This window comes from Gardnerella sp. DNF00354 (genome assembly GCF_049262755.1).
Taxonomy (GTDB): Bacteria; Actinomycetota; Actinomycetes; order Actinomycetales; family Bifidobacteriaceae; genus Bifidobacterium; species Bifidobacterium vaginale.
The window spans coordinates 1,310,629-1,336,849 of sequence record NZ_CP058402.1; the positions used below are offsets into that span (position 1 = coordinate 1,310,629).

The window sequence follows — 26,221 nt, forward strand, 5'->3', positions numbered from 1 at the left end:
AAAGAAGCAATAAACAAAAAATTAATGTAAAAACTAGTAGCAAAGAAGCACAAAATGAAAATCGACAATTCAAATATCGAAATAATACCTTCACCACAAAATATATCAATATACGCAAAAGATACTATTACGCTTCCACAATCAAGTCATATTAGTTTCATAAATATTAAACCAGACTTAAGAATAACTACAGCAGCAAAACAGCTATGTGAAGATTTGAAAAACAATCACAATTGCAACTGGAGCATTAGCTACTCAGAAGGATATAAAAGCGCTATATCGGCAGCTATTAACAAAAATCTACGTATTCAAGAATATAAAATTTCATCTAAAATCTCGACCAATCAAACACTTATAAGCATAGAAGCTGGGAGCATAGCGAGTATATGCTTTGCAATACAAACTATAAGACAACTAATTATGCAATATGGTTTAATACTGCCATCATTACAAATTCAAGACTTTCCAGAAATACCTGTAAGAGCATATTCTTATGATGTTTCAAGAGGAAGAGTGCCAAAACTTTCATGGTTAAAAACTTTAGTAGACCAGTTAAGTCTATACAAATATAATCAACTTCAACTATACGTAGAACATGTTATCGATTTAGATGACACAATTGAATCCTGGATTGGACATTCACCATTAACTTGTAGTGAGATTATCGATCTAGATGAATACTGCTATGCACGAGGAATAGAACTCGTTCCAACACTTGCAACTTTTGGACACATGTATGAAATACTAAGAAGTAACTCATATAAACAGCTTGGCGAATTCCCAGAACAATCAGAAAGACCCTTCAGTTTTGTTGAAAGAATGATGCATCATACTCTAAATCCTACTAATCCTAACACTATACCGTTTATATCTAAAAGGATTAAAGATTATGCATCACTATTTAAATCTAATAAGTTTAATATTGGCGCCGATGAGACCTTTGACCTTGGATGCGGTGAAAGTAAAAATGTTGCTGAAAAAATAGGAGTGGCAAATCTTTATTTGTCCTATATTAAAAAGCTATGTGAAAAATTACACGAATTAGGTTTGCAGCCAATAATGTATGCTGATATTGCAATAAAACACCCAGAGTTATTAGCTGATATTCCAAAAAATGTTATTTTTGCAAATTGGGATTACTCGGCAAACGTGAATGAAAACAATATAAAACTAATAAAAAGTCAGAATCGCGATCAATACGTATGCCCTGGCACACAATCTTGGAATAGGCTTATACCAGATTTTGACTCTGCTATAAGTAACATATCCAAAACATGTGAATATGGGCACAAAAATCATGTATTAGGATTTTTGCTAACTGATTGGGGAGATTATGGACATATAAACGATCCCATACTCTCACTTCCGTATGTAATAATATCATCGGAATATGCTTGGAAATCTAATAATATTGCAAAAAAAGATTTAATAAACAAGGTAAGTAATGTATTTGCTAACAGAACAAACTCAAACTTACTTAACATTATTAAACAAGCGTCTCATGCACAAGCATTCAGCTGGTCTGACGCTGTGCAATTCAAAGAACTTGAATACAATAACGAAAATATAGCAAACGAGGATGTACTATTTTCATTAGGATATCCAAAAAACACTTCCCTAGAACAAGCAAGAAGACGATTCTTAAATGAAAGAGAAGCACAAATATTAAATGCTAAAGAATATAATCGCACTCTATCAGAATGCTCAAAGAGCATCTACGATATAAATGCTTGCAGCGAAAATATAAACTGTGAAAATATAAACAAAGATTTTATAAGCACTAGCATTTTAAACATTCAAGGTCAACAACTGCTCAACCAATTAGGGTTGTACATACTAAACCAGAGATTTACTCTAGCTGAAGCAAAATCTTTTAAAACAAATTTGAACGAATGGTTCACCCAATATCAAAATCGTTGGGAATCAATAGGTAAAACGGCAGACTTGTACAGGATACGAGAAGTATTGGATTGGTATATAAAAAGACTAGGGCTGTGAGAAAAGTATATTTATTGGACATATACGCATTAAATATAAATACGACCGAGAAAGTTTATGAATAACAATAAACAAACCCGGTCGTATTTAAATGTTATTGCAAGATAGAAAAGCATGTCGGTAAAGACAAATTTTGCTAATCTACAACATGTAAAGTACGATAAATGTAATTTTTATATTTTTCTGGATTAAGCTTACTACATATTTCAACATTCGGAGTCTTCCCAGAGAAGAAATTAGCGTCAACAAGAACTGAACCATAACTTGGTCCAGGAGTTGCATCAACTTGGCAATAATATTTTGTGCATTCGCTTACACATTCAGGATATAGCGCAGCGGCAACAGCAGATGGATCAGCCATATCGAGATAAGCATCCCCAAAACGGCTAATATTCATTTCCATTAATTCCCTATTGCAATCAATGGCAAACTTACCAAGTTCTCCACTTTCGCGAATATTAGCAATTTCTTGTGGATTCAGCATACATTCTCCCAAGCATGCGTCCCATCCAACAAACATAATATTTTTAAGACCAGAATCAACTAATATCTTTGCAGCTTCTGCATCTTGCCAAATATTGAATTCTGCTACAGGAGAAACATTTCCACGACCTAGACCAGCAGATCCCATAACTACTATGCGACCAACTTTTTTCATCGCTTCATAATCAACCTTAATAGCTAGAGCAATGTTAGTTAATGGCCCTAATGCAATAATGTCTATTTCACCATCCTCACTGTTTCTCAAAGTTTCAATCATTTTCAAAACAGCATTACCATTACTTTCTTTTAAGCGATGAGGCACTAGGCCAATATCACCCATTCCATCTCTGCCATGGGTTTCATGAGCATAAACCAAATCGCGCAACAGCATGCTGCTACTTCCTTTATATACAGGTGGTTCATATGAACCAGCATGCTCGATAGTAGTAAGCGTATTAATAGTCGCTTGTTCCATGCATACGTTTCCTGATACAGTGGAAAACATTAATATCTTATATCTAGGATCATTTAAAGCCATGGCAATTGCCATAGCATCATCCGAACCACAATCTGTATCTATTATTATTTTCTTTTTAGAATAAATTTCTTTATTTTCCATAAACTCTCAACACCCTATCAATTAATAGAAACTGTATTTTCAAATGTAACTATCTTTAGCAGTGCAGCCGAAGCAATACATATTGCCAGCATTATAAGCCCAAATGTATATGAGAACCCTACTCCAAATTGCGAAATAACAGCACCAACAACTATAGGAGTTAGCATATCAGCTACGCCACTTGCTGTAGCAACGATAGAGCATGCTATACTCACGCGCTTATACATAATTCTAGAGGCAATTGCAACAATAACACTAAATAAAACGCCTAAGAAAAGACCAGCAACGAAAAGCCCAATATAGTAACTCAAGGCAGTGTTAACAAGCATTGCGGCAAGAATAGCAATAAAGGAACCGATACAATTCATGAGTAGCACTAAGGTACCTTTTACATATCTCAGAATCCAAGTGAAAAGGAAACCTCCAAGGACACAACCTAAGTTAAATAGTGTAAACATAAATGCAGCATTTGATTCGCTTATTCCTTTTGTTATTGCAAAACTTGTTGTATACATACCTATAGCAGTCGATACTCCACTGAATGCGGCAACTGAAATAACAATTCCAGCATAGGCAAGAATCTTACTCTTAGCATATAGTGGCCTGATATGTTCTTCCTCTTTCTCTGTATCTTTAATCTCAGACGTATCTTTGACTATAAAAGACACCGCACAGATAATAAATGAAAGAATACCTAACACATAATATGACCATGCATAAGATAATTTACCACTCAAGAACAGACCTAATACAAATGGTGAAACTGTAGTTCCTACACCAAATAGTCCTTGTCCAAAAGTCAATGAACTTTCATAATTCTTTTTGAATATGCTACTTAACAATGTTGGGCATGCAGCATCCTGCGTGCCAAATGCAATGCCTCCCGCAAACGCAAGTATTAAACCAGAAACAAAACTAGGAATTGTAGGAATACCAAACATAAATATGCCAGTAATAAAAGTACCAATTCCTAAAACTTTTACTGATCCAATTTTCTCTACAAGAACACCTGTTATGTTAACGGTGAGAATTCTACCAAGAGCATATGCTGATCCAAGTAAACCGACAAGTTCAATCTTCTGTCCATAGGTTTGTACTAACTGTGGCAACGTACTGCCAATCATTACACATGTCGAACCTGCCAAGAAATACATAGCAAATGAAAGAAAAGCTTTTAGCGCATCATTACGCTTCATGATTTCACACTTTCCTAGTTCTTTTAATTAACATTTATAAACCATTAGAGGCTTGCCTAAAAAATATCATGATTTTATAATGCTTAAAATGACACTTGTCATGACTAATTTTGTTCTTAAGGAGTAAAAGTAAATCATGAACAACAAATGTATAGCAACGGCGCTTGCATTTATACTAGATGCAACGGATAGCATGAGTACGATTGTAAAAATAGAGAAAGCAAAACAACTCATTCCTCACCAATTCATACGAACATATCACACTAATGATGTTCTCATAAATATGAATAGTGCAGCAAAATATGTATATATCTTTTTAGATGGTAAAGCTACAGTTCGAGGAAGTTTAAATCGTAACGATGGAGTTATTTCAAATATTGAACCAATAGAAATACTGGGACTTTTTGAACTCGTTACCAATGAACCGCATTATACTGCTTTCGTTATGGCAGAAGAAAAAAGTTTGGTATTTAGAATTCCATCTTCGCTATTTCGCGAAATTGTTCAAGAAAATGGCAAAATTTGCTATTGCGTATTATCAATATTCGCCAAAACAGCGGGAAGAACAATGCAAGAAGCAGCAACGAAAAGACTACTTGAATCAATTGACATTATTGGATATTATTTATATACTCAAGCAAACAAACATAGACCGTATATATGCCCATATACTCGCGAAGATTTAGCAAAAATACTAAATATTAATTTACGAACTTTATACAGGTATCTAGAATCCATGAAAAAAGAGAATCTTATAACAAGCATAAGAGGAAAATTGGTTATAACGGACCAACATTTTGCTTTGCTACATAAAAGATACTCTTCTATGACTATTTAATTATCAAATGACAAATGTCATTTGATAATTAAATAGTAAAAAAGATAATATTTGTAGTAATCAAATAGGAAGTGATTGCATGAAACAGATAATTAAATCATTCAAGGAAGAATTTACTACTGTTGCAGTTGTCACAATACCATTATGTGTTGCTGTTAATTATATTTCTGGAACTATAGCAGGCCTGCTAAAACTACCTATTTTCCTTGATACTATAGGTACTTTATTTGCATGCATGATTTTTGGGCCACTTGTAGGAATAACAACTGGAATGCTATCTTCAATAATTTCATCAATCACTATGCCAACCATGCTTCCATTTATAGTGGTCAATATTGCTCTAGCCTTATGCGCTGGTATTCTAGCAAAACATAAAATGTTTTCAAATTATATGAAAATTTTTATTTCTTCAATAATCATGGCAACAATATCCATTATTATTTCAGCACCGATTGTAGTCCTAGTATTTAGCGGGTTCACTGGCGGAGGATCATCTATTATAGCGGCTTTAATAACTGCATCTGGAATGAATATCTGGATTTCTGTATTCTCTACTGAAGGATTCTTTACATGGGTTGATAGAGTATTAACAATCATCATATGCTTAAGCGTTATAAAATGCTTGCCCAATAAATTACTGCTTCTTTTCCCATTAGGTTTACTTTATTTAAAAAATTCAGATTCTGAATAGTAAAAATTAAATCGAGTTTACTATATAAATACAGAGATAAAAGTAATTATGTACATGCATTATATCGATACTATTAATCAAGTAAAAAATACCAAGATACTTGCGACGCTATACCCGACAACAAAATTTATATTGACCATATATTTAATATTAGTAGATATTATATTAAATACTTTTTCATTCACATTATACAATTTGCGACTTTTATTGTTCCCCTATTTTGTTGCTCTACTTGTTCTGATGATTCTATGTGGAATAAAAAAGAATGGATATAAGCTCGTATCAAGTATAGCCATGTTCTCATTATTTGTTGCGATATTTCAAGTCGCTTTCTGTAGACAAGGAAATACAATATTAAGTCTTAATTTTTTGCAGATTACAGATACAGCATTGTCTAATTCTATAACGCTCGGAATGAATACCTTAAATATATCAACTATAGTCATATGTTTTTTCCAAATAACTGATATAGAAGATATTACAATATCTTTAAACAAACTTGGGATGAGCAATAAAACATGTTTCATAATACTTTCTACTTTCCAAACGATTGATTATTTACAAATGCAAATTAAAGCAATAATAACCTCGCAAAAAAGTCGTGGAATAAACTTTAATGGAAATTTAATACGTAGAATTGGCACATTTACTTCGATTTTGCTTCCAGCATTTATTACTTCACTAATAAACATCGAGCAACGCATAATGATGCTTGATTCGCGAAATTTTTTTAGTTCAGAAAAAAAGACATATATTAAACAGGTTAATCATAATGGTCACGAAAAATTAGTACTAACAATAGGAACAATTACGCTAGTTTTTCTTATTCTAGGAAGAGTAATTTATGGTTATATCATATAATATTTGCAATTTTTCATACACTTATCCACTTACTTCAAAACCAGCTTTAAGCAAGATAACAATACAGCTAGAATTAGGGAAAATATATGGAGTAATTGGAGCTAACGCTTCAGGTAAATCAAGTCTATGCTTATCTCTTAAGGGATATATTCCTCATTTCTATAAGGGAAAATATTCTGGAAAAATACTATTAAACAACACGATTGATTTATTAAAATCTAATGAATGTGACAGTGTAGGCTTTGTATTTAGCGATCCTTTTTCACAGTTAAGTCATATCAAAAAAACTGTATTTGAAGAAATTGCATTCAGCTTAGAAAATCGCAGTATCCCTATTCAACAAATAGAGAGTCTGGTTACACAAGTTATGCAATTACTTAACATAGAACAACTTGCGCTTCAAAACCCACTAACCCTATCCGGAGGGCAGGTTCAACGCGTTGCAATAGCGTGCGTTATAGTTAATAATCCAGAAATACTAATTCTTGACGAACCTACTTCACAACTTGATCCAGAAGAAACTAAAAATATTTATAATTTTCTACAAAAATACAAAGACGAGGGACATACCGTAATAATTAGTGAACAAGATACAAATTTGTTAGCGGAATATGCAGATAATATCATTGTTCTTCAAAATGGTTTTATCACTCATTATGGAAATAAATATGATGTTTTTTATGATGAAACTTTCCCTTCTGACTGTATTGATATTCCAGAAGTTGTCAAAATTGTGAAAAAGTTACGTAAGTTTGATATCCAAATAACCCCTGACATAACAGATATAGGCGAATTAATAGTTTTATTAAAGGAGAAATGCGATGAGCATCGCAATTAAATTGAACGATGTAAGTTTTCAATATCCTTCAAATGAAAAAATAAAAAATAAAAATAATGATAAACAAGAAAAATCCTGCAGAATACTAAAACACGTAAACATAGAATTCGAAAGTGGTGAATTATGCGCAATAATAGGTAGCAATGGAGCAGGTAAAAGCACTCTCGCCAAAATAATAGACAATTTATTACAGCCAACTTCTGGAGACATAACTATTGAAGGAAAACAATATAAGACATTAAAGCAACACGATATTACATCACTCGTTGGTTATATTTTTCAAAACCCAAATGATCAAATTTTTAACAGCACTGTGCATAAAGAAATTACATATGGGATAAAGAATATAAACAATGATCTTTACAGTCGCGTTCTGAATCTTACTGGTTTAAACGATAAAGAAAATACAAACCCATTTAATTTGTCATTCGCTGAAAGAAAATTTATTAACATTGCATCTGCACTACTAAGAGAACCACATATTATTATTATGGATGAAGTGACTGGTGGGTTGGATAAACCACAAAAAATGCGACTTGTAAAAATACTTAATTATTTACATACGATAAATGTAACAGTATTATTTATCACCCATGACATGGAATTCGCATACGAAAATTGTCAAAATGCTCTCATACTTGATAACGGAAATGTGCTATACAAAGGGAGCATCGAATCTGCATTCCAGAATGTAGAAATAATAAAACGCGCGCATATTGACCAACCAATCATAGTACATATAATGAATGCGCTCGGAATTAACTATATGCATAAAGATAATCCTATACGTGCTTTAGCTAAATATATTGCGAATCGCAATAATCATTAAGGTATATGCAATCAAAAGCATCAAAATATAAACAAAATATCAACATTAAGAGGCAATGCGAATACGCAATGAACATAGTTGGAAAGGACGTAATTCTACATTTAACGCGTCATTATTATTGTGCAAAGCTATAGGCATACCATGCAGCACTGGCATTTCCATAAGATCTACCTCTTCAATTGAGGAATAACGCAAGATTTTATTGAGTTTTATTTGCCCATTTGCATATCCACCAGACGGCTCGTGAATACGTAAGATTATATCTCCAGAACAATCATCAGCCAGCTTAACCCAATCTAATGCAATTAGACCTGAGTTTCTGCGAATCGTAAACAATGGATCGACTTCTGGTAGCATATCAATAATTGGCGAATTCAAAAAATCAGCTGTACTTATAACTGAATCCATATTTGCATCAGCAATAAATGACCAAGTAAATTCATGCTTACCTTGATCGGTGTTAGGATCGGGGTAAAGAGGCGCAGAAAGCAAAGATAATCTGAGCATAGTTCCATAAGATGAAGAATAATCGCCAATAGGAGCAGTATCAGCGCCATAAGTAGACGAATTTGCAACAGCAACAGCATACGAGGAATCTTCTATGCGAACAAACCTATGTGTGCATGATTCAAACTTTGCATCATCACTACGAGTATTTTTTACTATTGGCCTTTCAACTAAACCATATTGGCACTCATACTGGGCCTTATCTGAACATACAGATGTTGGCATATCTACTTTTAGAAATTGCTCTTTAGCATTCCAATCAACTTGCGCATGGAAATCAAGTCGTTTAACACATGGCTCTAAAATTATACTTGTTTGAATCTTAACATCCTTTTTACATGCCAAGATTTCAACAGATACACCGCCCGATAAAAGCTCTTTAACGTCAACAATTGAAGAATCATCAATCTTACGATTCCTCATAAATGCATCTCGCTCAATATCCCATGCGTCCCACTGATACGGCTCATCTTTTAATATCTCATATTGCGCCATGCGATAACCAGATGGGATTAGCTCACGATTAAATTTAATATCTTCAACAGAAGATACTGTGCCATCGCGTTCAATAGTCACACTTAAAACACCATTATTAAGAATTACTCCACCATCATTTTTGTGTTTTACAGTTGTTGTATTATTTTTACAGCTTTCACTACATTGATATAAATTCCAAGCGACCTCATTTTTACCTGTATAAGTCAACAACTTTACATTTTCACGCGCATTAACCGCGTTAACCGTGCTGTTAGCTTTTACAATCGCATTGGCAATATCTGAAATAATTTTACGTAAACAAGAAATATCTCTAGCATATTCTTCTCTAGCTTGCCTATGAACCCATGCAATAGCAGAACCAGGAAGAATATCGTGGAACTGGTTCAATAATAAAGTCTTCCAAATTCTAGTAAGCTCATCTTTATTGAAACGATATTCTGGCGCATACACTCGAGCTAAAACAACAAGATATTCAGCCACACGCAACAATGATTCCTCCATGCGGCAATAGCGCTTCATATCTTGCTGAGAAGTAAGAGTTTTTCTATGCAACTCTAGATAAAGCTCACCCTTAAACACTGGCGTATTGCAATTTGAATCGTCAACAATATCTTTTCGTATTTTTTCAAATAACTCATCAGGAGTGCCGAAATCAACTCTAGGAGCACCCTCTAAATTACGATCACGCCTAATACGAGCAGTCATTTCGCGAGTAGGCCCTCCACCGCCATCACCAAAACCGTATAACAATATTGCGTGATCAGATAAATCTTTATCCAAAAAATTGCGTTGAGAATAAACTAACTCATGCATGCTCACAGATGAAGCATAAGTATTAGATGGAGGAAAATGAGCTAAAATCCTAGAACCGTCTATTCCTTCCCAAAGGAATGAATGATGTGGGAATTTAGTGGTATCATTCCAAGAAATCTTTTGAGTTAAAAACCAATCAAATCCAGCGCGGCGAGCAAGTTGAGGCAATGCGCCAGTATAGCCAAAACTGTCTGGAAGCCAAATGCCATGCGGCTCAACACCAAAATGCTCCTTAAAATAACGCTTACCAAAAGTCATTTGGCGAATCAAAGATTCACCACATGGCATAATTGCATCGGACTCAACCCACATACCACCAACAGGTATAAAACGTCCTTCCTTAATCCTATTTTTCATACGCTCAAACAAATCAGGATGCTCGTTTCCCAGCCACTCGTATTGTTGAGCAGAACTCATAGAATAAGTAAAATCAGGATCCTCATCCATAAGAGCTAAAACGTTAGATATTGTGCGTGCGACTTTCCTGTGCGTCTCGCGCACAGGCCATTGCCAAGCAGAATCAATATGAGCATGCCCAACAGCAATATGCCTTAGAGAACTTGCCGCCGCAGGCTGACTTAATACATTAGTCAACATATTACGAGCATTTTGAACAGTAGAAGAATCATGTTCATCATATGCATTTAAGGAGCGCTGTAAAGCTTTAGCTAGTTTCCAGTAACGCGGATTATCATCATTCAATTCTCGCATCAAAGAACTTACAGTCTCAAGATCCATATAATAATCAAAAATATTACGATTAAAAACGGTAACGTCAACATATTTCAACATATATTGGCATTCTGTATTTCCAGTCGCACACTCACCTAAATCAGTAGGAGAAAATGGAGTAGGTCCTTCAACATATGGATTTGATGCCGCTTCCAAATATAAAGTAAAATTACCATTTTCATCAATACTAATAGAACGATTATTATGTTCATCAATCAATGGAACCCAATGATTACAAGGGTTTACAGCTTTGACAACTCTTCCATCAGGATTATATACTAATCCTTCAGCTTGAAAACCAGGAAAAAGATTCTCAATCCAACCTAAATCAACATTTAGCTCAACTTTGCACCCCTTTACCTTTGAAAGATCAATCGACCCTGATATCTCAAACCACGTTGTGCCCCAAGTTGTTCCCCAAACGCTTGGAACATTGAATGAATGAAACACAATATCGTTTCTTTTTAACTTAGAAAAGAATTCGTTAGAAGAAATAGGTTCTCCAGCAATCTCATACGCTCGAATTTTACAGTGCAATAGAACAGTATTTATATACGGATATAAGCGTTGTTGCATAACTCTTGTGCAGCGATTTAATTGCTGCTCAGGTAATAAAAACATCGTTCCTACACTTCTTTCTTACACAACTATACATTTATAAATAAATCATGTATCTCTGTATATAAAGACAAAACAAGTATACGATATTAAATCAGTAAAAGTTTATGACAAAAGACAGTAATTAATAAAAATTCATAACTGCTATGAATTTTGCTAACCAAAATTATAATATTTAATCAGCAAAGAGTAATTGTCCATATATAGTGATGAGCTGTTAGAAACTTCAGAAAATATTAAAGATGATATTTTCTAATTGGAATAATTATCTGTAGACAGTATATAAACAGCATAAATGAATATAGGCAATTATTCATCCCTAACATAACACATGACTCTGTTGATTCAATTTTAAAATTACAATCTACGAAAGGACAATAATGCAAGATTTTGAAACAACTAAATATACGTTTGACACACAAGCCAACAGAATATTCATGGCAGAACAAACAAAACAATTACTTGATTTCGCAAAAAACTTCCCAGCACCAATAGGAGGGTCAGGATGGCTCAACACAGACGGAACACTAGATAAAACACGCGGAGTACAAACATGGATTACAGCACGAATGACTCATGTTTACTCAATAGGAGAAATGTTAGGATACAAAGAAGCGAATCAACTTGTTGAACGAGGACTCGACGGACTATTAGGTCCTTTACACGACAACGAACACGGAGGATGGTATCCACAAGTAAGTTGGAACAAAGAACCTGAAAAAGACAAAATTTGTTACACTCACGCATTCGTTATACTAGCCGCATCAAGCGCACTACTAGCAGGACATGAACGAGCAAAACAACTATTAGAAGATGCATTAAAAGTATTCGATAAGTACTTCTGGAATAATGAAATAGGTTTAACAGTAGACACATGGGATACAAGCTTCAATAAGCTTGATTCTTATCGCGGGCTTAATGCAAACATGCATACAACAGAAGCATTTCTTGCAGTAGCTGATAGCACAGGAGATGAAAAATATAGAGAACGCGCAAAGCGCATAATCAGCCACGTAATCAATTGGGCATCTAACAACAATTGGCGAATACCAGAACATTTCAACGATCAATGGCAAGCAGACTTAGAATATAATAAAGACAAAAAAGATGACCAATTTAAACCATACGGTGCAACACCAGGTCATGGAATCGAATGGTCAAGATTAATACTCCAATGGGCATACAGTTACTATAAGGAAGATTGCAAACAGCGAAGAGAAGCATTAAACGCTGCAGAAAATTTGTTTAACCAAGCATTAAAAGATGGATGGAATGCCGATGGGCAACCAGGTATCGTATACACAACAGATTGGAATGGAAAGCCTATAGTCCACGACCGTATGCATTGGACACTAGCAGAAGCCATTAATACATCATCAACGCTTTACAGAATCACTAAAAATAAGCAATATGCTACTTGGTATAAAGAATTCTGCAAATATCTAGACCACTCAGTCATTGATCATTCTAACGGTTCGTGGTTCCATCAACTCGATGATAAAAACAATGTTTTAAATACTGTATGGCCAGGAAAATCAGACGCTTATCATGCTTTCCAATCCACTCTGATTCCATTTATAGATCCGACGTGTTCTATAGCAAGTGCTATATACAGAGAGCAACTTGATTAATAATAAAATATTGTTAATTTATTAATTTAATAATCCACATTGCAATTAAATCTGCAGTGTGGATTATTTCATCACATACACTCCAAATATTTCACAAATACGTATAAAAATATAAAAATGAGAAACGTTAAAAAGTAAAGTAAGCAGCATTAGGACGTAAATACAATATTGATGCACATTATAGAATTTGCGACTGAAGGTCTTTTCGAGCGCTTTCCATTTTAGTGATTTGACCTAAAAGAGTAAGCTTTTCTTGACCATCAGGAAGCTTACTCATACGAACTTTAAAAGCTCCGATTTTTCGCATAAAACCAACGTCTAAAAGCTTAATAAGCAACTCGTTTGCGTACTTTTGCTCTTCTTCACTAGGAACGCGCAAAAGATCAGATGGTCCGCCTTTAGCACTTTCGCCACTATAGTCGTAAGCAGCCGACGAGTTAAGCGAAGAAGCGCTACTTAAGCCCTTGCTTAAAGACAATGGAAGAGGCATTACAGAAAGCTCGTTAATAACGCCTTCTAACATAGGGCCAGCAGCTTTAGTTATAATATGAAGCCATAATCCTTGACTTACATTTGAAGTAGGCAATCCCCCAGCTGCCACAAAAGCCTGAAAAAGCGTTCTAAAAACTGGCGTAATAAAATTATTCAAAGTAAGCTGCGCAAAAAGCTGACTGTTAAACGCTAAAGGAGATTGCATAAGAACAGCCATAAATTGCTGTTCGCACATAAACACGGAATCGTCAACCTTGTAGTAACTTTGATTTTTGTACGCGCTTCTAAGCATAGCTGTTTTTATAGCAGCTTCATTCATGCTTTGAGAACGCTGATCAAATACGCGAGAATCCGCGGAAACGATAGAAGAATAGCTTTTAGAATAAGCGTCATCGTCTATAACATGCAATCGCCTTCTATTAGACTCCACTTCCCTACGCATAACGTCTAAATCAACACCAATATTTCTAACAGCTTTTCTAGTGTACAAGTCAAGCAAAGACATGTCTCGAATTTGCGCAACAAGAGGAGCAACCGCCTTAACAGCACCCATCTGCCCTGTTGCAAAAGACGTGTCAAACTTACGAATAACAGTGTCGATTACAAAATCGTAAAGAGGATTAGCGCGTGCAATCAAAGAGCGAACAGCCTCATCTCCCCTTTGAATACGCAAATCACAAGGGTCTAAGTTGTTATCTGCAACAGCAACAAAAGTCTGTGTCAAAAACGCTGAATCTAAGCCAAAAGCATGTAACGCAGCTTTCTGACCTGCCGCGTCTCCATCAAAAGTAAAAACAATACGCGAACTAACTTTTTGACCTTCTACTTTTACAGGCCCCACAAGCTGAATCGCTCCCAAAGAATCGTCTGCAATAAGACGGCGAATAATCTTCGCATGCTCCGCACCAAAAGCCGTTCCACAAGTTGCAACAGCAGTATCTACACCAGCTAAATGGCAAGCCATAACATCCGTATAGCCTTCCACAATCACAACTTGACGCTTTTTAACAATATTCGACTTAGCAATATCAATTCCATAAAGAACCTGCGTTTTTCTATACAACACAGTATCTGGAGTGTTAATGTACTTTGCACTAATAGAATCGTCGTCATAAAGCTTTCTAGCACCAAAACCCAAAGTTCTGCCTGTAGAATCGCGAATAGGCCACGTTAATCTGCCGCGAAAATAATCGTAAATTCCGCGCTGACCTTGGCGCGCTAAACCTGCATCCAATAATTCTTGACGAGTAAAACCCTTATTAGACAAATATCTAACTAGAGTATCCCAACTATTCGGCGCATATCCGCAACCAAAACGTTCACATTGCGCTTGAGTAAAATTACGTCCAGCAAGCAAACTACGAGCTGGAGCTGCTTCTTTAGAGTTGATTTGGGACACGAAAAAACGCTGAGCTTCCTCATTTGCTTCTATAAGACGAGCACGCTTAGAACCTGCGTGAGCACTATCTTTACCAGCTTGCGATTGGTCATAATGAACTTCAACGTGGTATCGATCTGCCAACAGTTCTACTGCCTCGCGAAAATCAATGTTTTCTTTTTGCTCAACGTACTTAAAAACATCTCCGCCAGCACCGCAACCAAAGCAATGCCAAACACCTAAGCTTGGACGAACGCTAAAACTAGGCGTTTTTTTCATCGTGAAACGGGCAAAGCCCCACAAAAGTACCCGTTCCAGAAGGCTTAAGCGTAACAGTTGCAGATACAATATCGTACAAATCTGCAGCAGCGCGCACACGCTCAACGTCTTCTTTTACAATCATTCCAGCCATAATCTCTAGCTTATCGCAAGCCGAAGGCTATAGACACTCTACGAAAAAAGCGCAAATTTAACACAAAGCGGCATGAAGAGCTGTAGCCGATCCATCTGTAAGACTTGCAACTTGATCAATCGCAACTCTTAAACGCTCGTCTTCGCTAGAGCAAGTATTCCAATCACTTATAAACACAGATTCCATAGCATCGTGCGCTCTTGGAGACTTGCTCATAAAAACTTCAACCAAATCTGTTAGAATCTTTTGCTCACGCTTATAAAACTCGCGCTCTCTAGGTTGGATTATAAAATGCACAGCCAAGCTTTTAAGAACGATTATCTCGTAAGATGTTTCTGGCGGAATAACAACATTTGCGCGGTAGCGAATCAAAGCACCGCTCCCATATTTTTCTCGAGTTGCTCTCTCAACTGAGCTTGCAAACCTGCCAATTAAAGCACTAGTAATATTCTTTAAGTGAGCGAGAGACCTTCTAGAGCCGTCAAAAGAATCAGGGAACATGCTAAGAGCGCGCAAACGCTTAAAAGCTGCCAAAAGACTATCCGCATCCCACTGGCTGCCATACCAATTATGAGCTTCTTGAACAACTTGATCCGCAACGCTTGAATCCCAAACAAGCTCCGTATTAAAAGCGCCAGTCACAATCGCGTCTTCAATATCGTGAACACTGTACGCAATATCATCGGAAAGATCCATAATCTGGCATTCCATAGGCTTTAATTCGCGAGGAGAGCCACTTTTTAGCCAATCAAAAACTTCCCTATCATCTGGGTAAACGCAGAATTTTAGGTCACGCTCGCCTTTATCGTGCGCTTTTGCTTCATCAAAACCCCAAGGATATTTAACAGCAGCATCCAAGCTTGCACGCGTAAGATTTACGCCTGCGCTAGCACCATTTTCTCTAAAAACTTTAGGCTCTAAACGCGTTAAAAGTCTAAGAGTTTGAGCATTTCCTTCAAAACCACCAATATTGCTGGCGATTTGAGCAAGCGCGCGCTCGCCATTGTGACCAAAAGGAGGATGACCTAAGTCATGAGCTAAGCAAGCGCAATCTACAACATCTGGATCCGCGCCAAGCATCGAAGCAATCTGGCGACCAATTTGCGCAACTTCCAACGTGTGCGTTAAGCGCGTTCGAGCAAAATCGTCGGAACCTGCTACAAGCACTTGGCTTTTAGCGCCGAGTCTTCTAAGCGCTGAAGAGTGGATTATTCTGGCTCTGTCTCGTTCAAACGGAGTGCGAGCGCGCGTGTGGTGAGGCTCGCTAGCCCATCTCTCAGTATCGTGCAAGCTGTATTCGCCAACAACTTCGTTATCGGAAGCAATCACATCGTTACACATTAAAAACCTCTTCAACTAATCGCAATCCGCAAATCACAAATCACAAAATATTTAGATTAAGCTTTTTTCGTCCAACATTTTTATGTCTTTTTTAGGCAAAACTTCGTAAGCATTCTTATACAATCGAGGAACTCTAGGACCAATCCCAGTCATAATCTCGTAGCTTATTGTTCCTGCAGCCGTCGCCCAATCGTCTGCCGTCGGCTCCGCATATTCAATACCTCTGCCTGGCCCAAAAAGCCTGACTGTATCTCCTTCTTTAACCCCAAGCTCTTTAGCACTGCCTTTTAAATCAACAATAAATTGATCCATGCAAACGCGCCCCGAAACATGCAAAATCCTAGCACCGTTATTAGTTTCTACGCGCACTGGTCCTCCAGGCTTATCAACATGCCGAGATCCTTGCATATCGTATCCGCTAGCGGCGCGCAAAATGCCATCCGCATAGCCGAGTGGAACGATTGCTGTGCTTGTATTGTCTGGCGTTAAATACGTGCGGCCGTACGAAATGCCGTGACCTGCTTCTACAGATTTAACTGTTCCTAATTGCGCTTGTAAAGTCATAGCTGGACGCAAGTCGTAAGTTTGAGGCGCTCCCATAACAGGGTCTGGCTCGTATCCGTACAATCCAATTCCTGGGCGAACAAGCTCAAATCGTATCTCTGGTCTATTAAGAGTTGCAGCCGTATTAGCTAAATGTCGGATTTTAGGCTCCAACCCAGCTTCGCGCATTCTGCGAGTAAAATCGTGGAATTGCTCAATTTGCCTATCTGTAGACGCCACAAACTCTGGAACGTCTGGGCAATCAGCAACAGCCAAGTGACTCCATTGCCCAATAACTTCGATTAATCCCTGACTAGAATATTCACTAAGTTTTTCTAAAGCATCACTAAAGCCTGCAGGCGTAAAACCGTTTCTGCCAAATCCTGTATCTACTTTAACGTGTACGCGCGCGGTAGTGCAAACCGATTTAGCAGCGAGCGCAACAGCATCAATTGAATCAAGCGAGCCAACAGAAATATCAATATCCGCGTTTATTAAATCAGCAAAAAGAGACGTTGGAGCGCTGGTGAGCCACGTAAGAATACGGCATCTGCTTGAATCAATTCCACACGCGCGAAGTCGCAAAGCCTCATAAGGCTGAGCTGTGCCAAGCCAAGTTGCTCCTCCTGCTAGAGCTGCAAGCGCACTAGGAATAAGCCCGTGACCATAAGCGTCTGCTTTAACAACTCCCATAACTGCTGGCGACTTTTGCCCAGGCTGCAAATCTTTAGAAACACGCTCAACCAGCGTTCGCATATTATCCCTGAGCGCTTTTAAATCAACGATTACCTGCCCCGGGTATGTACTTAAGGCGCGAGCATAGTTTTCTTGCAAAATCGCTTGTATACTCGAATTTTTACACATATCTCACGCCTTTACTTTTAGTTTTTAGCTTTATGTTTAATTTTTACTTTTATATTTATTTTTCGTCTACTATATCTGCAACTAATTTTGACTTACATTTTAATACTGCAAATACAGCAAATACCGCTAATACCGTATTACATGATTATGCGAGCGCAACCATTGATACGCGATTCTAGTTGCACTATGCGCGCGATCTGGAATCACAACAAGACCGCACTTGCTAAAGCCTTCTCGTAAAATAACTTTTTGCATAATCAAGTTGTCGGGATGAGTGTCGATTCTAACATTAGAGTAGTTGAGCTTAGCCCATTTTAAACACTCTCTTGCCATTTTTGGCTTGACTCCCGAAGATGCAAGTCGATGGATTGTAACGTATGGCAAAACGTCATCTAGCCACGCTCCGTCAATCTTTGCGTAGACTTCATCAATCCCTTCGCACAGTGCAAATTGCGCCAAAATGCGCTCATTGCCAAAGTCTGGGTCCGTGTCTACAAGAAGATTAAAACGGTTCAAACGAATATCTTCTATAACACTAGATGTTAGAGGAAAACGATCTCCCCATTGATGAGGATTGCCATTATTTGCCATAAATACTCTTGCTCTCTCATAAATATTTTCAATATCTTTTAGATCGCTAAGAGTTGCTTTCCTCAATCTTATTTCACACATACACCCCCCTATGCTTAGAATATGGCGATTTTACAGTATTACACAAGCGAACGCAACAAGTCACACAATCTTACGCTCAAAAGGATCGGAGCTAATGCCCTTGTCTAAAATATCTTTGCACCATTGACGCGCTCCAAACAAACTATGATCGCGGTAGTTTCCGCAAGACTCAATAGTTGTAGCTGGAACATCTTCCCAAGTAGCTTTGTACGCAATAAATTCAAGCGATTCCTTCAACGCGCGCGCAACATCTTCCGTGCTATGAGTGCCCCAAGTTAAAAGATGGAATCCTGTGCGGCAACCAAATGGAGAGCAATCAATGTAGCCTTCAATGCGCTGACGCAAAAGAACAGCAATCGTATGCTCAATCGTATGCAAAGCGCCCGTAGGAATAGCCTCTTGGTTAGGCTGAGTTAAGCGAATATCGTAGTTAGAAATAACATCTCCATTCGGGCCTTTTTGAGTGTCAATATAGCGAACATATGGAGCTTTAACTTTAGTGTGATCAAGTTCAAAGCTTTCTGGACGAGGAGTTGGCTTATTGTTTTGATTTTCGCTCATTTTATCTTTCCTAACTTGTAATACACGCGCAAAATGTATGCGTAAATATGCGTAAATAACGATTACTAAATAATATTAGACGCTATTCTTGCCAAACACACATAAACGCGAATTTAAAAAATATTTTTTATTGACTTACAAAGCTTATTACTTACAAACTTGCAAGACTTACAGATACAGACTTACAAAGTAGCAGCATCAATAAGTTCACGCGTGTAACTATGTTTTGGATTAGTTAAAATTTGACTTACATTCCCAGATTCAACAACAACGCCATCTTTTAGAACAACAACACTAGACGCCAAATGCTGAATCATACCAAGATCGTGACTAACGAATACGCACGCCATATTAGGGCGATTCGCACGAATCACATTAAAAGCATCTAAGATTCTTGTGCGCTCAGCAACATCGATTGCGCTCATTGGCTCATCTGCAACCAAAACTCTAGGATTATTGATTAGCGCGCGCGCAATCGCAACGCATTGAGCTTGCCCACCCGAAAGCTCGCAAGGGTATCTTTTGCTAAAAACATTAGGATTTAATCCAACTAAATTCAAAACATCATCTACTTTAGAATCAATAACATGTGAATCAACAGTATTTGAATCAACAGTATTTGAATCAGAACTCATGTTTTTACGCCATATTTCAAGCGGCTCAGAAACACTTTTTCTAACTGTCCAACGCGGGTCTAAAGCTGCAAAAGGATGCTGAAATACAAGCGAACATTGTCTTCTCATATTTACGTAAGCAGAATCTTTTAAACTTAATTTTTTAGCGTTTTTAACAGTTTCAACAACTTTGCCGCAATACTCTATTCTTCCTTCGCTTATTTCTTGCAATCCAAGTAAAGAGCGAATCAAAGTTGTTTTACCACTTCCAGATCCGCCAATTAGCGCTAACGATTCGCCAACTCTAAGATTAAAGTCAACGCCTTTTAATGCTTCAACCCGAGTCTTTGAACTTCCTAAAACAACGTGAATGTTTTTAGCTTTAAAAATGCAATCATCTTTAGAAGAATTATTCTTATTTAAATCACTTTTACAGTCAAGGCTTAGATCATTATTATCTAAACTTAAATCATTTTTACTAAGACTTAAAGCTCGCGCAGCAAGAACAAGCTGTTTAGTAGAGCGAACCTTAGGATTTTCTAGCAATTCACCAACGCGCGCGCTATCGACTAATCGCCCAGAATCCAAAACATAGCAACGAGTAGCAGCGCGAGAAAGAACCGAAAAATCGTGAGTAACAAAAAGCATTGAAGCGCCCATATCATCAACTAAAGAAGTGAGCATATTTACAACATCTTTTTGCGTAACAGAATCAAGAGCAGTAGTTGGCTCATCCGCAAGAATCAACTTAGGGCAAGTTATAAGAGCTGTAGCAATACCAACTCGCTGCATTTGCCCGCCCGAAAGCTCAAAAGTACGCTTATTCAAAATATTCGCGCCTAAACCAACTTTTTCAAGCATAACTTTAACGCGATTTTGAATATCGTCTTCGTCTAAATTGTAATGAAGCCTAAGAGGTAACGCGATTTGCTCGCTAACACTCATAATAGGGTTAAGAGCACGATCCGCTTGCTGAAAAACGACGCCAACATACTTGCCACGAATGCGCGCAAGCGCAGAATCGTTAGCACCAACAATTTGGGCATTGCCAACATGGCAAGAGCCCGTAATTTTGCAATTAGACGGAACTAGGCCAATCGCAGCTCTTAAAAGCATTGACTTACCAGAGCCAGAAGATCCAACTAACCCAACGCGCTCACCATCTTTAACGTTAAGTGAAACATCACTTAAAATGCGCGAAGATCCAATGCTAAGAGATAATCCTTTTACATCAAGACTCATTCTTAGACTCCCTATTTGCTGGATTTGTAACACTTCTTAAAACATCGCCAAAAAGATTAAGAGCCAAAACTGTTAAAGTAACAACAAGACCAGGCCATAGAGCCGCAAGCGGATAAACGTGAATCAAAGTAACCGAAGTAGAAAGAACACGACCCCAACTCGGCACTCCCGAAGGAACACCAACACCTAGATAAGTCAGTCCGCTTTCCGCTAAAATAACAGTTCCTGCAGAAAGCGAAAGCTGAACGGAAGCAATTGGCAAAATATTAGGAAGAACATGCTTTAGCAAAACGTAACTTCTGCTAGCGCCATTAGAAATCGCGCAATCAACATAGTCAGACTTAAGAACAAGAACAGCACTTGGACGTAAAATACGCGCAAGATTTAAGCCGTAGCCGAATCCGCATGCAAGCATGATTACAAGAACGGACGTTCCAAGAGGCACAGCAAGCATAAGCGCAATCAAAACCGTTGGAATGGAAATTAAAGCGTCTACTGCCATAATGATTACGGAACGAATTTTTTGAACGCGGCAAATCGTAAAGCTTAAAATCACAAACCCAACAACGCTTGCAATCACAATTGTTGAAATAACAAGCAAAATCTCTACTCTAGAACCAGCCATAAGCCAACTAAGCATATCTGCACCCGTGCCATCTGTGCCAAGCCAATGCTTTAGCGAAGGCTTTTGCCATACCTGGTATCCGTTTGTTTCTAGAAGAGAATAAGGCGTCCACACAAAAGAAAGCGCAGCTACAAAAATCCACAAGCACAAAATAATGCAAACAAATTTTCCAATAATTCCGCGCCAAATTCGGCTTAAAAACTTAATCATTGCTTGAATCACTCCCCACTTGAATCTTGGCTAAGTCTTGAATCCAACAAACGATGCAACACGTCAATCGCAAACCCAACAAGCAAGAACAATGCAGAAAGCATAAAAAGATTGCCTTGAACAGATATAAGATCTCGCAAACCAACATCGCGCACAAGACCCATACCCATTCCAGGAAGCGAAAACAGATTTTCAATAACCATTACGCCCATAATCATGTGCGCAAAAGTCAAGCCGATTACAGACACAAGCTGCGGCAACGCTAATCGCAAGCCAACGCGCCAAATCATTTGCTTTTTAGTCATTCCACAAGCCATAGCTTGCAAAGCAATATCGCTATTAGAAATCTGTTCTAACGATGCTGCAGTGTAACGCATAAAACCAGATCCAACAATAATGCCAACTGTTAGCGCTGGAAGAATCAAAGACAAAAACGCACTACCAAAATCACGCCAACCATCTGTTGGAAAACCTTGAGTAGGGAAAAGCTCCACCAAACCAATACCCTTGCCAAAAATCATGATTAAAATCATTCCACCCCAAAGAGCTGGGACAGATCCTGCTGTAATAGCACAAAACCTTGCGACTACTTGCGAAGCCTTGCCAGAATGCAAAACTTGCAAGCATCCAAGAGGAATACCAATTGCGAGCGCAATTAAAAGTCCAAGGAAAATAAGTGGAAAAGTTATACTAGCACGCATAGCAATAGTGGATGCAACGGAGCGACCAGTGAGCATTGAAACACCAAAGTCGCCTCTAAAAACGCCAAAAATCCACTCTAAATATTGAACAAAAAGGGGCTTGTTTAATCCTAAATCGCGTCTTAATTGCTCAACTTTTCCATCTGGCGCGTTTAAGCCAGCCATGACTTGAGCAACGTCTCCAGGTAAAACTCTAAGAGCAAGAAATACGATTGCAGAAATAAATAGCAGCGCTACAAAAAACAACGTGATGCGTCGAAGAATCATGCGCTTCATACAAACCCCTTACTTAGTTTAATGTTCCCGAGAATTTCCGCTTTTTGTACGTGATTTTGCCTATTTTACGTACAAAATCGGGAAAATTAGAGCAAATCAGCTAAGTCGCAAGTTGTATAGCGGCAAAAGAACTTGATTAATATCAAAAGGCATGCCTTCAAGATTCTTTACCTTAGCTGTAACAACCTTATAATTAAGCAACCAATCTGCAGGAGCATCCTTGCTAACAATTCTCGCAGCCTTAGCAAGAAGCTTATTAGACTCCTTAGTATTCGCGCAAAGCATTGCCTTAGCATACAAATCCTGAACCTGCTTATTGTTGTAGCCATAGTAATATTTAGGATCTGCCCACTGGCCAAAATCATGGCTTTCATTGTGATCTACCATAGACAAATCGTAGTTTTTATTGTTATAAACGTCGTGAAGCCAAGTAGTAAATTCTACAATGTTTACCTTCAGATCAATGCCAATCTTCTTTAGCTGAGACCTCAACTGGTCACCAAGTTGCGTTCCATAAATATTCGGGTATGTAAGCGAAAGATGCAAAGGATTTGATTCGCTGAAACCAGCCTCCTTCATCAATGACTTAGCGCGCTTAACATCATGAGTGTAAATATTAGTCAAATCCTCATAACCTGGGTCAAGAGAAGGAATTGGACCACCCAACAAAGCATCCGTACCGCCGCGTGAAGCAATAATCTGCTTATGGTCAATAGCATATCGAATCGCTTGGCGCACGCGCTTATCTTTAGTCCGCTCACCATTCATGTTCATAGCAAGCACAAATTTATCGGTACTGTTTCCAGCTTTAACAACATAGCGCTTTGTATCCGCTTTAAAAGTCTTAGCAAGCTGACCTGAAATAGGAGCCAAAGCTTGAACAGCTCCAGAAGAAAGCGCATCTACAGCAGCAATATCATCCACAAAATAGCGAACAACAACTTTTGATGTTCTAGGCTTATTAATACCCTTGTAGCACGGATTTGCCTTTAACACAACACGGTCATTCGGCACAAACTTTTCTACCAAATACGGGCCAGATCCAACAGCTTGAGTTTTAGCATCATAATTCGCAAGCTTATCGAAGACTAAGCCAGCTCTAGAGCACAACGCCCACAAAAGCTTTGCGTTTGGCTCTTTAAGCTTGATTTCAAACGTGTAATCATCTTTAGCTTTAGCGGATTCAACTTTTCCAACCATGTTTGATCCGCGATATTTCTTTGCAACAAGCTCGTTAAAAGACCACTCAGCATCTTTAGCAGTAAGCCTGTGCTTGTTAGAAAACACGACTCCCTTACGCATGTGGAACGTGTACTTTAAGCCATCTTTGCTTATTTCCCAACTCTTTGCAAGGGATGGAACAACCTGATTTTTAGTATTTCTAGCTACAAGACCTTCATACACGTTTCCAATCAATAACTGTTCCAAGGAAGAGCCGGATTGATTGCGAATATCGAGATTTGTAGGAGCAAGTTTTAATCCGATTGACACAGTTTTATTTGATACTTGTGTAGAAGATGTTTGACTTGCAGAATTTTTTTGTGGACCTGTAAACGTTGCAATAATAGCGCTAACCACTGCAATTACTACGATTGCTACAGAAACAAGCCAGAATTTTCCTAAACCACGCTTATTAGTTTTATATCCCCTTTTAGACGCAGCGTTAAGCGAAGCATCTGTACTAGAACTAAATTGCGATTGCTCTGCGTTTTCTTGCCCATAGAATTTATCGGTCGCGTCGTTATTGTACGCGCCATCTTTGGGTTCTTTGTTATCCATTCAACAAACCTTTCTGGATTGTAATTAGATACATTATTTATATTTAATTTATATTTATTCTGTTTTACAGCTCGTCGCTTTATCTAGCTGCAACTTTCGCAACCATAAAGTCAACGGCAAACACAATCGTATCCGATTCACAAGTCAAACGAAGATGCGGTGAGTCTAAACAACACATTGCATATTTGCATGATTTTTCAGATATTTTAAGCCTATTTTATTACCATATATCCTACGAATGTGGTTAAATGCCAACAGACGTAAACTTGCAAACGTGCGCAAAATCCTAAAAAGATTAGAATCACGCTAGCTTGCATATTAACAAAATACATACGTTTAATAGATGCATGAAAATGTGTAGTATAACAATGTACAACATAAAAATGCGTTTAATAGGTTTAGTAAAAAGCGAGGAATAATGGCAGAGAACTTGAATACTACGGTAACAGTAAACGAATCCTCGGATCCGCAAAATAACGGCAGCCAAGACCGCACTGCTCTAAATCGCCAGCTTGCACAAATGCTTAAGGGCGGCGTGATTATGGATGTTACTACTCCGGAGCAGGCGCGAATTGCTGAAGATTCTGGAGCTTGCGCTGTAATGGCGTTGGAGCGTATTCCTGCCGATATTCGCGCGGCTGGCGGAGTTTCTAGAATGAGCGACCCAGCTATGATTCACGGAATCCAAGAGGCTGTGTCTATTCCTGTTATGGCAAAATGCCGTATTGGTCACTTTGTTGAAGCGCAGGTGCTTGAGGCTATTGAGATTGATTACATTGACGAAAGCGAAGTGCTTAGCCCAGCAGACGACGTTTACCACATTAACAAGCGCGATTTTGCAGTTCCATTTGTTTGCGGTGCAAAAGATTTGGGAGAAGCTTTGCGCAGGATTAACGAGGGTGCTTCCATGATTCGCACAAAGGGCGAGCCTGGAACTGGAGATGTTATTCAAGCTGTGCGCCACATGCGCATGATGAATTCCGCAATACGCAAGCTTACAAGCATGCGCGAAGATGAGCTTTTTGAGGAAGCTAAGACTTTGCGCGTGCCTTTCGATCTTGTAAAGTACGTTGCACAAAACGGCAAGCTTCCTGTTGTAAACTTTGCAGCTGGCGGTGTTGCAACCCCTGCAGACGCTGCTTTAATGATGCAGCTTGGTGCAGAAGGCGTGTTTGTTGGCTCTGGCATCTTTAAGTCTGGCGACCCAGCAAAGCGCGCTGCTGCAATAGTTAAGGCCGTGACTAATTACAAAGACGCTAAGATGATTGCTAAGCTTTCCGAGAATTTGGGCGAAGCAATGGTTGGTATTAACGAGCAAGAAATCAAGCTTTTAATGGCAAATCGCGGCGAGTAATTGAG

The 26,221-nt window shown here is 38.1% G+C and carries 21 protein-coding genes; 8 read left to right on the plus strand and 13 right to left on the minus strand.

Going from position 1 to position 26,221, the window contains the following annotated elements; all coding sequences use genetic code 11:
* Nucleotides 1-54 precede the first annotated feature (54 nt).
* Nucleotides 55-1,998, plus strand: coding sequence for a beta-N-acetylhexosaminidase (locus HXT24_RS05245; RefSeq protein WP_410311724.1), 1,944 nt, complete (start codon nucleotides 55-57; stop codon nucleotides 1,996-1,998).
* 136 nt (nucleotides 1,999-2,134) lie between these two features.
* Here HXT24_RS05245 and HXT24_RS05250 read toward each other — a convergent pair whose 3' ends face one another.
* Nucleotides 2,135-3,100, minus strand: a complete 966-nt coding sequence (locus HXT24_RS05250; protein ID WP_020761465.1) for a nucleoside hydrolase — start codon at nucleotides 3,098-3,100, stop codon at nucleotides 2,135-2,137.
* Nucleotides 3,101-3,117: 17 nt separating this feature from the next.
* The gene (locus tag HXT24_RS05255) at nucleotides 3,118-4,296 is read right to left on the minus strand and encodes an MFS transporter (protein ID WP_009994132.1); all 1,179 of its coding nucleotides are present in this window, start codon (nucleotides 4,294-4,296) and stop codon (nucleotides 3,118-3,120) included.
* Nucleotides 4,297-4,432: 136 nt separating this feature from the next.
* Here HXT24_RS05255 and HXT24_RS05260 point away from each other — a divergent pair, with 136 nt between their 5' ends.
* The 5 genes from HXT24_RS05260 to HXT24_RS05280 all read left to right on the plus strand — a co-directional run bounded on the left by HXT24_RS05260 (nucleotide 4,433) and on the right by HXT24_RS05280 (nucleotide 8,353).
* Nucleotides 4,433-5,134, plus strand: coding sequence for a Crp/Fnr family transcriptional regulator (locus tag HXT24_RS05260; protein ID WP_020761464.1), 702 nt, complete (start codon nucleotides 4,433-4,435; stop codon nucleotides 5,132-5,134).
* A gap of 79 nt (nucleotides 5,135-5,213) precedes the next feature.
* Entirely contained in the window at nucleotides 5,214-5,825 is a 612-nt protein-coding gene (locus HXT24_RS05265; protein ID WP_020761463.1) for an ECF transporter S component, read from the plus strand.
* Nucleotides 5,826-5,879: 54 nt separating this feature from the next.
* The gene (locus HXT24_RS05270; RefSeq protein ID WP_004113546.1) at nucleotides 5,880-6,686 is read left to right on the plus strand and encodes an energy-coupling factor transporter transmembrane component T; all 807 of its coding nucleotides are present in this window, start codon (nucleotides 5,880-5,882) and stop codon (nucleotides 6,684-6,686) included.
* Entirely contained in the window at nucleotides 6,670-7,524 is an 855-nt protein-coding gene (locus HXT24_RS05275; protein WP_004113544.1) for an energy-coupling factor ABC transporter ATP-binding protein, read from the plus strand. Before HXT24_RS05270 ends, HXT24_RS05275 begins: the two co-directional genes overlap by 17 nt.
* Nucleotides 7,508-8,353: an energy-coupling factor ABC transporter ATP-binding protein gene (locus HXT24_RS05280; protein WP_285064348.1), complete on the plus strand. Its 846-nt coding sequence runs from the start codon at nucleotides 7,508-7,510 to the stop codon at nucleotides 8,351-8,353. Before HXT24_RS05275 ends, HXT24_RS05280 begins: the two co-directional genes overlap by 17 nt.
* A 45-nt stretch (nucleotides 8,354-8,398) precedes the next feature.
* Here the strand turns inward: HXT24_RS05280 and HXT24_RS05285 are convergent, their stop codons facing one another.
* Entirely contained in the window at nucleotides 8,399-11,524 is a 3,126-nt protein-coding gene (locus tag HXT24_RS05285) for an alpha-mannosidase (protein ID WP_422119284.1), read from the minus strand.
* Nucleotides 11,525-11,901: 377 nt separating this feature from the next.
* Between HXT24_RS05285 and HXT24_RS05290 the strand changes: the two genes are divergently transcribed.
* Nucleotides 11,902-13,152, plus strand: coding sequence for an AGE family epimerase/isomerase (locus tag HXT24_RS05290; RefSeq protein WP_192382152.1), 1,251 nt, complete (start codon nucleotides 11,902-11,904; stop codon nucleotides 13,150-13,152).
* Nucleotides 13,153-13,330: 178 nt separating this feature from the next.
* On the opposite strand, the gene HXT24_RS05295 is transcribed toward HXT24_RS05290, so the two are convergent.
* From HXT24_RS05295 to HXT24_RS05340, 10 genes are all read right to left on the minus strand, one after another.
* Complete coding sequence (locus tag HXT24_RS05295; protein WP_422119285.1) at nucleotides 13,331-15,301, minus strand: DNA primase; 1,971 nt, start codon at nucleotides 15,299-15,301, stop codon at nucleotides 13,331-13,333.
* The gene (locus tag HXT24_RS05300) at nucleotides 15,285-15,434 is read right to left on the minus strand and encodes a CHC2 zinc finger domain-containing protein (protein WP_422119286.1); all 150 of its coding nucleotides are present in this window, start codon (nucleotides 15,432-15,434) and stop codon (nucleotides 15,285-15,287) included. The genes HXT24_RS05295 and HXT24_RS05300 overlap by 17 nt, the downstream gene beginning before the upstream one ends.
* Nucleotides 15,435-15,491: 57 nt before the next feature.
* On the minus strand, nucleotides 15,492-16,775 hold the full coding sequence (locus tag HXT24_RS05305) for a deoxyguanosinetriphosphate triphosphohydrolase (protein ID WP_422119287.1): 1,284 nt from the start codon (nucleotides 16,773-16,775) through the stop codon (nucleotides 15,492-15,494).
* 51 nt (nucleotides 16,776-16,826) lie between these two features.
* Nucleotides 16,827-18,182: an alanine racemase gene (gene alr, locus HXT24_RS05310; RefSeq protein ID WP_422119288.1), complete on the minus strand. Its 1,356-nt coding sequence runs from the start codon at nucleotides 18,180-18,182 to the stop codon at nucleotides 16,827-16,829.
* Nucleotides 18,183-18,308: 126 nt separating this feature from the next.
* Nucleotides 18,309-18,854 carry an N-acetyltransferase gene (locus tag HXT24_RS05315; protein WP_415681088.1) on the minus strand — a complete coding sequence of 182 codons (546 nt, stop codon included), beginning with the start codon at nucleotides 18,852-18,854 and terminating at the stop codon, nucleotides 18,309-18,311.
* A 60-nt stretch (nucleotides 18,855-18,914) separates the two neighbouring features.
* Nucleotides 18,915-19,415, minus strand: a complete 501-nt coding sequence (locus tag HXT24_RS05320; protein ID WP_101887959.1) for an S-ribosylhomocysteine lyase — start codon at nucleotides 19,413-19,415, stop codon at nucleotides 18,915-18,917.
* A gap of 182 nt (nucleotides 19,416-19,597) precedes the next feature.
* Nucleotides 19,598-21,271 (minus strand): ABC transporter ATP-binding protein, encoded by a 1,674-nt coding sequence (locus HXT24_RS05325; protein WP_422119289.1) that lies wholly within the window; start codon nucleotides 21,269-21,271, stop codon nucleotides 19,598-19,600.
* Entirely contained in the window at nucleotides 21,261-22,106 is an 846-nt protein-coding gene (locus HXT24_RS05330; protein ID WP_415681085.1) for an ABC transporter permease, read from the minus strand. The genes HXT24_RS05325 and HXT24_RS05330 overlap by 11 nt, the downstream gene beginning before the upstream one ends.
* Before the next feature lie 8 nt (nucleotides 22,107-22,114).
* A complete protein-coding gene (locus HXT24_RS05335) occupies nucleotides 22,115-23,083 on the minus strand; it encodes an ABC transporter permease (protein ID WP_004138287.1) in 969 nt (322 codons plus the stop codon).
* Between the two features lie 96 nt (nucleotides 23,084-23,179).
* A complete protein-coding gene (locus HXT24_RS05340; protein ID WP_422119290.1) occupies nucleotides 23,180-24,862 on the minus strand; it encodes an ABC transporter substrate-binding protein in 1,683 nt (560 codons plus the stop codon).
* 418 nt (nucleotides 24,863-25,280) lie between these two features.
* On the opposite strand from HXT24_RS05340, the gene pdxS reads away from it, so the two are divergent.
* Entirely contained in the window at nucleotides 25,281-26,216 is a 936-nt protein-coding gene (pdxS, locus tag HXT24_RS05345) for a pyridoxal 5'-phosphate synthase lyase subunit PdxS (RefSeq protein WP_004113518.1), read from the plus strand.
* Nucleotides 26,217-26,221 lie beyond the last annotated feature (5 nt).